The following is a 5,794-nucleotide window of genomic DNA, read 5'->3' as shown; positions in this document are numbered from 1 at the left end:
CAAATAACCGCCTGAAGGCGGGACTACAAGCTAAAAGCTGCGTAAGTCCCATGAGTCAAGATTTTACGCCATGTCGGGAATGGGAGAAACGCGCCGGGAAAGCCTGCGCGGGCCGGAAAAACACCGAAAAAAGCCTACGCTTTAAGGAAGGCACTTTTGCCATTTTCATTATTCCTGCTATTTATTTTTGCCATGCAATATTCGTACATGCTCGTGATAGGATGCTTAACAATAAAATGGGTGTGGGATTGTGAAATCGCTTTCCGGCCAACATAAACCCATGCCCGCCCTCGCCAGCGGAAGTCGCGCCGACCGCTTCCCAGGCTGCCAAACCCCAAGATAAATCACAGGAAACACCTATGGCGTGCCTCTTCGTAAGGCCGGTCGGGTTTACCGAAGCTCAGCATAGTTGGCTGGAATCTTTGTTCACCATCGCCCAGAGCCGTTTGCGCCAAGATTGGCGCTGGCTGGCCGATGGACCAGCGGACGCCTATCTGGCGGCGGTGGAATCGGCGGACCAGTGGACGGCCTATTCGGCCGAATTCCCCCCGGATAAACTGGTCGCCTGCGCCACGCCTCACCTTGAGATCGAAGCCGAATGGCGAATCAATAGCGCCCCGGAGAAACCGCCGGGCCTGTCGGAACTCATCCGCGTCCTCAACGCCATGGGCGCCAAGCTGACGGGCGCCACGGAAACCGTCGAGACCACTCCGCCCGCCGCTTATCCACCGCAGGTCGCCCACCCCGCCGAACCGCCCGCCCCGCCGGATCAAGCCCCAGCCCAACCAACGCCCATCGCGGAGGTCATTGAGAAAAGGCCCGCTCATCCCTTTATCGAGCCGCGCTTGTCCGTCGCCGCCGAGGACGAAACGGTCTACGACCCGGAGCATTATCTGCCCGGCATCGTGCGCCAATCCCGCGCCGATGGCGTGCCGCGCCGACTGGTCTGCGACGACGGGGGCGGCACGCTGTTGATCGACCCCGATCCAAAACTGTATTTCGTGCCCGGCGACAAAATCGCGCTGTGGCCCATCCTGTCCGAGCCGCGCCAGCGGATCGAGGTCCACTTGCTCAGTCATGAGGGTCTGACCCGCGAGGTGCTGGGCATTCGCGCCCGTGGCATCGCTTTGGATGAGCTGGTGTTCCTGGCGGTGCTGCTTGGCTCCAGGGGTCGCCTGTGGGCCGGTTGCCGCCCCGACGAGCCAGTGCGCCTGAAGCGCTGGCCGGACCTCAAGAACCTCAGCCATTTCCCCGACTCCGTGGACTATGTCCGAGTGGCGGCCTTCATGGGCGGCAACACCGCCGACCTAAGCACCATCGTGGCGAACACCCGGATTTCGGAAGAAAAGGCCATCAACTTTCACAATGGCTTCGAAGCCTTGGGCTTGCTGGAACGAGGGGGGGAAGCCTCGGTTCGCCAGCCAGCCGCCGACGCCCAAGACCGCGACCTGTACGAAAAAATCGCCACGCGCCTCAAATCCTGAGTTACGCACACGGATTCCATCTCGGTGGGCCGTTGACCGCACCTCCCCGTCTCGCGGCCAGCGGCCCACCGAGATAGGCTCCGCCTATCGCCCCGCCCCTTCGGAGAATCGGCGGTTCTTCCATGGACCCGACGGCAGGCAACGCCCGTCGTCTTCGATAACTTAACCGACTACAACCAAAACAGCTTGGAGAAAACACATGGCAAAACTCGACGAAGTCATCCAGGGGATACTGCGCGATGTCGATGGCGCGCTGGGTTGCGCGGTGGTGGACCTGTCCAGCGGCTTGCTGCTGTCGGTCGCCCACAACGTCCCTTACTTCACCCAGTCGTACATCGAGGCGGTGGCGGCGGCGGCGGTGGACATGCTGCGGGGCAAGAACGTCCTGGCGGTGGAATCGCTGCTGTCCAGCCAGCGGGGTAAAAAGGTCGAAAACACCATCAAGGAAGTCCAGATGACCACCGACCACACCTACCACTTCATGGCCACCGTGCCCGACCGGCCCAACTCGCTGGTGGTCCTCATCACCAGCCGGAAAACCAACTTAGGCATGGGTTGGTCGGCGGTGCGCATCAATCTCCCCCGGATTGCCCCGTACTGCCCGTCCTAATCGCGGCCCCGATCCCCATCGGCAAGGGCGGACTGAGGTCCGCCCTTTTTCATGCCCGGCCTAAAGCCCCGTCAACAAGCGCTGGCACAAACCGTCCGCGAATCCCAGCTCGCGCATCCGGGCCACGGTGGACGCGATGTCATAGGGCAGGCTCACAAAACGGAGCCGTTGCTCCACGCGATCCCACACCGCCGCCTGGGCACCCGGCTGGCGGTTGCGTGGCTGCCCCACCGATCCCGGACACACCAAGGCATAGCGATAATCCCCGAAATTCTGGGTGGACTCGGTGACGCACGCATTCAAGCCATTGCGCAGCCGGGCATAGACCGCCGGAATATGGCTGTGCCCATGGAAGCACAAGCCGATGCCCCGCCGCTCCAAGTTGTCCAGATTGCCCTCGTAGGTCAGCTCGTAGACATAGCCGTTGAAATAGGCCGGGTCGATGGGCGAGCCATGCAAGGCCAGCCAGCCCTCGCCCTCCAGGCTGAGGGGCAGTTGATCGAGCCAAGCCCGCTGGCTATCGGACAGGACCGACTGGGTCCATTCCAAAGGCCGCCGCGACGCCTGGGAGAAACCCTCGGCGATGTTGCCGGTGGCGACGGCGTGGTCGTGATTGCCTTTAATCGCCAGAAACCCCGAACCGGCGATTCGGTCGATGCATTCGGCGGGAAACGGGCCGTAGCCCACAATATCGCCCAGCACCAAGCCATGCCCGATGCCCTCCCCCTTAAAGAATTCAAGCACGGCGTCCAAGGCTGGCAGATTGGCGTGGATGTCCGCCAGCAGCGCCAGATAGCGCGCTTGGTTGGCGGGCGGGGGACTGCGCCGGGGCGTCGTCTGGTGCCCCCTGCGACGCACCAGGGCGGCGCCGAAAGCCTCCAACGCCTCCCGCTTGTCCGGCTGGGGCATATAAAGTCCGCGCAATTGCTCAGCCGCCGCCCGGGCGTAGTGAGTGCCCAACGGATCGGCGCTCAGCACCTCCCGCAACAAGTCGCCCAGCCGCTCGCTGAACTCCGCGTCGAACCAAGCGTGCGCCCGGAACCACGTCCCTATCACATGGCTGAGGGTGACGAATTCATCCCAGGAATAAATATCGTCATCCAGGTAATAGAGAGTCCCCGCTTCGTCCAAACCAAAATTGGACAAGCCCTCGTCGAGCCTGACCCCCTTTTGCCGACCCACGGCGAAATACATGCGAAACAGGCTATCGAACCACGCCAAGCGCCGGTCGCTCTCCAGGGCGTCGGTGGGGGAATCCATCAGTAATTGATTAAGGGGTTTCAGGGCCGGACAGATATTCCCGATTAAAAATCGGTCGTCCTCGTGACACCGGGCCAGATACCAGGTTTTATCGGGATGATGGACGCCTAGTTCCCGCTCCCTGGATAAGGTTTTTCGGACCCATTTCTCCATCACGGCGGGCGCCCAATCGAATTCGGTGCGCAATTTCGCCACCGTCATCCCATTCCGATAAATCGCGGTCACGGGCCGCCCGACGAAATCGGTACCGAACCGCAAAGGTGTCCGCTCGGAGGATAACAAAGCGATAATGTCATCGGCGGAATAGACGGGCTGGCCGGAAATCGAGCCTAGCAAATTAATATCGAACATAGGTTTTGATTGTCGATTGATAGGACTTACACAAAAGACTGATTGCCCTGCCGTTCGTCCTGAGTTATCGAAGCCCGTCCTGAGCGGCGTCGAAGGGGGCGAATGGCGGGGCAATCTTCCGTTCATGCTTCGATACCTCAGCACGAACGGAAGATTGCGTAAATCCTAATGGATTCATTGAAACCGGAAACCGCTATTTTCAGGTGGCTCACGAAAATTTTCCGCGCCCAAAATGGTGCCTGATTGTTCCCATACCCAGCAAAACCGCCAGCGCCCCCCACAACAAGCCCGGCACCAGCCAGAACCACCGCTGATAAAACGTGGTCGGCGGATTCTTGAGATAAGGCACCTCATAAACCCCCGCCCAGGCTTCATGAATGGGCGAGCGCTGCAAAATATCCCCGGACGCCAGCGCCACGGTGGAGATGCCGGTATTCGTGACCCGCAACACGGGTCGGCGGAATTCCACCCCCCGCGCCAAAGTCATATACATATGCTGATAAGGCTCCTGCCACGCACCATACCAGGAATCATTGGTCACATTCACAATGAATTGGGCACCCAAGTCCGCCAAGCCTTTTGAAAACCAGGGAAACAGGCTTTCATAACACACCTGCGGCCCAATTTTGAAATCCCCTAAATTCAGCAGGGCCGTGGGTCCAGCACCCCGCGCCAAGCCTCCGGTGGGCGGCAATAAATCCCGTATCCAAGGGAAAACTTGTTCGCCGGGGATATATTCGCCGAAAGCCAGCAAAATAGTTTTATCGTAACGGGGCGGGACAATCTCCCCATTCTTATCCAGCACGAATAATGAATTGGTAATCATCCAGGAAGGCATGTTGACACCGAAAGCCCCGGTAATCAGGGCCACTTGGCGATCACGTAGGTAGCTCCTTAATACTGTCGGATATTTCTTGTTCCTGAACTCTTCGCCCAACGCCGAAGGATAAGCCGCTTCCGGCCACAGGACGAAATCAATAGCCCCCGGATTGCCCTTGACGCCTTGGTCGGTTAAATCGAAATATTGCCGGAGTACCTGCGCTTCATAGCCTTCCCCCTGTTCACTCGCCATGACCGTGGAATCCCCGATATTCCCTTGCACCAGCAGCGCCTTAAGGGAAGCATCCGGCGCGGGCAGCCTATTTTTAAGCCATGCGCCGCTGATATTCAGCACCGCAAACACGCCTATCACCGCCGCCAGACATAACCTCCCGGATATTTTCCGCCGGTTTATCCAGGCATAATACAGTGGCAAATTAGCCAATAAGGTGGCCGCGCTCAGCCCACTGAAACCAATGATTTCCGCCCAATGGTAAAGCGGGATATTGGACCCATACCAGGAATACCCGAAATTCCAATCAAACAAGGTCAGGGAATAGGCTTCGCTTAAGGTAGTAATTAAAGCCATTAAGCCCATCGACAGACGATCCGGCCACTGGAATCTACGATGTCCCCAATACCACAGCACGCCCGCCAAGGGCACGAATAAATGGGCCAGCAACGCATAAGCCACCATGCCAAGCACCGCGACGGGCCAAGGCAGGTGCGCGAATTCATGCAATAAATACGTGACCCAGTTGAATCCAATCAGCGTGAATATGAACGAGGTCAGCACGCCCCCCAGGAAAACCCTTTTCAGGCTGGTTTGCTGACGCCAGAAAATCCATAACGGCACGAAGCAGAATAGCGAGGCCCAGGGGGGGAATGGGATATAGCTGGTGCCTATCAACACGCCCGACAAGGCAGGCAGCAACCACTGGCGGGCTGGGTTGGGAAGCGGGTTATTCATGGTCGCTTAAAATTATGATGCCAATAGAGGGTCGATGTTCGCGGGTGAGCGCTGGCGGTCTTGCCCTCGCCCATTCTAAACCGCGTCCAGCTTGAAAACCGTAACTCATAGGATGGGTGGAGCGATAGCGGAACCCATCATGCCGCTTAGCCTGTTGTGATGAGTTTCGCTGCGCTGCACCCATCCTATACAAGGCGTCCGACGGTTGGTTATGGCATTTCTGTTTCAAATGGGACGCGGCTTAAAGGACATGAGCGCGTAATCCCGTGGGGGCGGTTTCCAACCGCGACCGAAGCGCCG

Annotated in this window: 5 protein-coding genes; 3 read left to right on the top strand and 2 right to left on the bottom strand. The window is 58.8% G+C overall.

All coding sequences use genetic code 11. From position 1 onward, the window contains the following. From ACXWUF_RS17145 to ACXWUF_RS17135, 3 genes are all read left to right on the top strand, one after another. A partial coding sequence (locus tag ACXWUF_RS17145; protein WP_458495837.1) for a hypothetical protein occupies positions 1-254 on the top strand: 254 nt, incomplete at its 5' end. 105 nt (positions 255-359) lie between these two features. Beyond that, complete coding sequence (locus ACXWUF_RS17140) at positions 360-1,484, top strand: hypothetical protein (protein ID WP_458495836.1); 1,125 nt, start codon at positions 360-362, stop codon at positions 1,482-1,484. 199 nt (positions 1,485-1,683) lie between these two features. Beyond that, positions 1,684-2,094 (top strand): hypothetical protein, encoded by a 411-nt coding sequence (locus tag ACXWUF_RS17135; protein ID WP_458495835.1) that lies wholly within the window; start codon positions 1,684-1,686, stop codon positions 2,092-2,094. Between the two features lie 60 nt (positions 2,095-2,154). Here ACXWUF_RS17135 and ACXWUF_RS17130 read toward each other — a convergent pair whose 3' ends face one another. After that, positions 2,155-3,705 carry a metallophosphoesterase family protein gene (locus ACXWUF_RS17130; RefSeq protein WP_458495834.1) on the bottom strand — a complete coding sequence of 517 codons (1,551 nt, stop codon included), beginning with the start codon at positions 3,703-3,705 and terminating at the stop codon, positions 2,155-2,157. Positions 3,706-3,913: 208 nt separating this feature from the next. Then, on the bottom strand, positions 3,914-5,494 hold the full coding sequence (gene lnt / locus ACXWUF_RS17125) for an apolipoprotein N-acyltransferase (protein WP_458495833.1): 1,581 nt from the start codon (positions 5,492-5,494) through the stop codon (positions 3,914-3,916). Positions 5,495-5,794: the final 300 nt, after the last annotated feature.

It is taken from the genome of Methylomagnum sp. (assembly GCF_054333355.1).
Note: the sequence above shows the minus strand (reverse complement) of the source record. Positions and strands in the feature narration are given on the sequence as shown.

Coding starts and splice junctions, on each gene's coding strand:
- ACXWUF_RS17140 (WP_458495836.1), top strand. CDS start 360: ATGGCGTGCCTCTTCGTAAGGCCGGTCGGGTTTACCGAAGCTCAGCAT.
- ACXWUF_RS17135 (WP_458495835.1), top strand. CDS start 1,684: ATGGCAAAACTCGACGAAGTCATCCAGGGGATACTGCGCGATGTCGAT.
- ACXWUF_RS17130 (WP_458495834.1), bottom strand. CDS start 3,705: ATGTTCGATATTAATTTGCTAGGCTCGATTTCCGGCCAGCCCGTCTAT.
- lnt (WP_458495833.1), bottom strand. CDS start 5,494: ATGAATAACCCGCTTCCCAACCCAGCCCGCCAGTGGTTGCTGCCTGCC.